This is a genomic window from Fretibacterium fastidiosum (assembly GCF_000210715.1).
GTDB classification, from domain to species: Bacteria; Synergistota; Synergistia; order Synergistales; family Aminobacteriaceae; genus Fretibacterium; species Fretibacterium fastidiosum.
The window spans coordinates 1,382,044-1,384,970 of sequence record NC_021038.1 but is presented as its reverse complement, the minus strand read 5'-3'; the positions used below and the strand labels follow the sequence as shown (position 1 = coordinate 1,384,970).

At 70.4% G+C, this 2,927-nt stretch carries 3 protein-coding genes and 1 pseudogene; all 4 read right to left on the bottom strand.

From position 1 onward, the window contains the following. The coding region (locus tag SY1_RS06350; protein ID WP_208873119.1) for a radical SAM protein at positions 1–696 on the bottom strand (696 nt) is incomplete at its 3' end. Positions 697–710: 14 nt separating this feature from the next. After that, positions 711–2,009 carry an adenylosuccinate lyase gene (purB, locus tag SY1_RS06345; protein WP_208873116.1) on the bottom strand — a complete coding sequence of 433 codons (1,299 nt, stop codon included), beginning with the start codon at positions 2,007–2,009 and terminating at the stop codon, positions 711–713. Positions 2,010–2,111: 102 nt separating this feature from the next. Then, positions 2,112–2,716, bottom strand: a pseudogene (locus SY1_RS06340) (DUF4416 family protein). Then, positions 2,709–2,927, bottom strand: a 219-nt coding sequence (locus tag SY1_RS06335; RefSeq protein WP_208873114.1) for a hypothetical protein, incomplete at its 5' end; no start/stop codon positions are given. The gene SY1_RS06335 and the pseudogene SY1_RS06340, both read right to left, overlap by 8 nt.

Genomic DNA, 2,927 nt, shown 5'->3' with positions numbered 1-2,927 from the left:
GCGCACCCGATCCAGCCCCGGCGTCCGCGCCACGCTCCGCAAGAGCTCCGCGAAGGTCGGCCCGCCGCTCAGGTCCCTACCGTAGCTGTTGACGTTTTGGCCCAGCAGCGTGACCTCCCGCACGCCGTCCTCCACCAGCGCCCGGACCTCGTTCAGGACGTCCGGGGCGGGGCGGGACAGGAAGCGCCCCCGCACGTAGGGCACGATGCAGTAGGTGCAGAAGTTGTCGCAGCCGTAGGCGATGGTCACGTAGGCCCGCCAGGGGTTCTCGCGGCGCGCCGTCACCTCGTCCAGCTCGAAGAACTCCCGCGGGTCCACGTCCAGCAGGTCCAGCTTCACGTCCTCCGCCACGACGCGCTCCAGCCCGTCCGGCAGCATGCCGATGTGCCGCGGCCCCGACACGAGGCGCACCCAGGGGAAGCGCGACAGCGCGCGTTTCCCCAGGCTCTGCGCGATGCAGCCCGTCAGCGCCAGGACGGGGCGGCGGCCGGCCCTCCAGGACGCCTCGTAGCGCCCCAGGTCGCTCCACACCTTCTGTTCGGCCTTGGCGCGGACGCTGCAGCCCGTGATGACCACCAGGTCCGCGTCCTCCTCCTCCGCCTCCCGCCAGCCCCGCCGCATGAGCGCCGTGCGGACCCGGTCGCTGTCGTAGACGTTCATCTGACAGCCGTAGACCTTCATGCAAAAACGATGCAAGGCCGCCTCCCGCGTCAATCCCCGTCGAAGCGGGCGAAGATGTCGTCCACCCAGCGCGCGTAGAAGTCGCACTCGAAGAGGGCCTCGATGCGCTCCGGCGCCACGAGGCCCTGGATGCGCCCGTCGCGCAGCAGGAGGTCCAGGAAGCGACCCTCCCCCGCCGCCGTCCTCATGGCGTTCTCCTGCACGACGGCGTAGGCCGCCTCCCGCGACAGGTTGAGCTCGTCCAGCAGGAAGGTCAGGACGCGCTGGCTGTAGACCAGCCCGCCCGTCATGTCGATGTCCTCCCTCACGCGGGCCTCGTCCACCACGAGGCCCGTGAGGATACCGGTCATGCTTCGCGCCATGAAGGCGGCGATGTTGAGGGCGTCCGGCCAGATCACGCGCTCCGCCGAGGAGTGGCTGATGTCGCGCTCGTGCCAGAGCGCCACGTTCTCCATGGCCGTCAGGGCATAGCCGCGCAGGAGGCGCGACATCCCGCAGACGCGCTCGCACTTGATGGGGTTTCGCTTGTGGGGCATGGCGCTCGACCCCTTCTGGCCCGCGCCGAAGGGCTCGAAGGCCTCCCGGACCTCCGTGCGCTGCAGGTTGCGGACCTCGAGGGCCATGCGCTCCAGGGTGCAGCCGAAGACCGCGAGGGCGTTCATCATCTCGGCGTGGCGGTCCCGCTGCAGGATCTGGTTCGAGATGCGCGCCGGCTCAAGCCCCAGCAGTTCGCACACGCGAGCCTCGAGAGCAGGGGAGCTCATCGCGTAGGTGCCCACCGCGCCCGATATCTTGCCGCTCGACACGTGCCGCTTCGCCAGCTCGAGCCGCTCGCGGTCGCGCTGCAGCTCCGCGTGCCAGTTCAGAAACTTCAGGCCCAGGGTCATCGGCTCCGCGTGGATCCCGTGGGTGCGCCCGACGCAGGGCAGGCGCTTGTAGCGGCGGGCCAGGCTCATCACCGCGCCGTCCAGCTCGTCCAGCGCCTTCAGGATGATGTCCATGGAGTCGCGCAGCATGATGGAGCTCGCCGTGTCCAGCACGTCGCTGCTCGTCATGCCCAGGTGCAGGTAGCGCCCGTTCTCGCCCACGTTTTCCGCCACGGCGCTGACGAAGGCCACGACGTCGTGCTGCGTCACCCGCTCGATCTCGTGGACGCGCTCCACGGAAAAGCGCGCGTTGGCCTCGATGTCCAAAAGCGCCTCCTCCGGGACGCGCCCCATCTCGCACCACGCCCGCGCCGCCGCAAGCTCCACCTTCAGCATCACGTTCAGGCGGTTCTCCTCAGTCCAGAGCGCGTCAACGTCCCGCTCCGCATACCGTTCGATCACTCTAAAACATCCTCCTCACAGGGGGCGCCGAATCCGCCGGGTGCCCGCCCTCCGACGCAAAGACGCGGCAGAGGACGCGCTCAGGCGTTTCATCGCGCTCCCTCAAAACTCAGGCGATGGGCTTCGCCCGGCCTCGCCTGCCCCGCGCGCTCCCCCCTCCAGCCGGCGGTACGACGGGGCGCGGCAGGGCCGCTCCGCCAGCCACCTCTCCCGGACGGCGCCGAGGAACCCGTCGTAGGCGCCGCTCTTGAAGTCGGGAAACGTGTAGTCGAAGCTCGTCCACCGTCCGAACCGGAAGCGCATCGTCACCTCGGCGTAGACGCCGTCCCGAAGCCAGATGCGGTGCGCGTGGTCCTTGGTGGAGGCCAGGACGAGGCGCGCGCCGTCCACGTAGCCGGGATCGACGTTGACGGCCCGCGGGGTCCGGCTCCGGGCCTCGACGGCGCAGGACTGACGCTTCCAGTCCGCCAGCCCTCCCGCCCCACGAGGCCGGGGAAGCAGAGGAAGGTCCGCACGAGGCGCGGCGCGATGTCACGATAGTAGTCCGTCAAGGTGAAGGGGACAGGCTCCCCCACGAGGTCCGGCACGCCCCAGAGCTCCGACAGGGCCTCCAGGGTCCACCGCAGCCGCCCCTCGTCGCCATCGGGCCAGAGGACGCCTGCGATGCGCTTCACCGGCGGCCCGTCCCGACGATCGGCGTCAGGCATCGAGCCCGCCCCGCTCCGCTTCCGGTCCATCGGGCCGCACCTGTCCCGGCGTCAGGAGGGCCATCGTCTGGGGGCCTATGGCCTTCAGGACCTCGTCCTCCTTCTTCGGGGCGTCGGTCTTCCTGCGCCCGCGCCTCCTGGACGCCTCCGGCTCCCCGTCGTCCTTCGTCCTCCTGCGCCGCTTGGGCTCGGCGGCCGGCGGCAGCCCCTC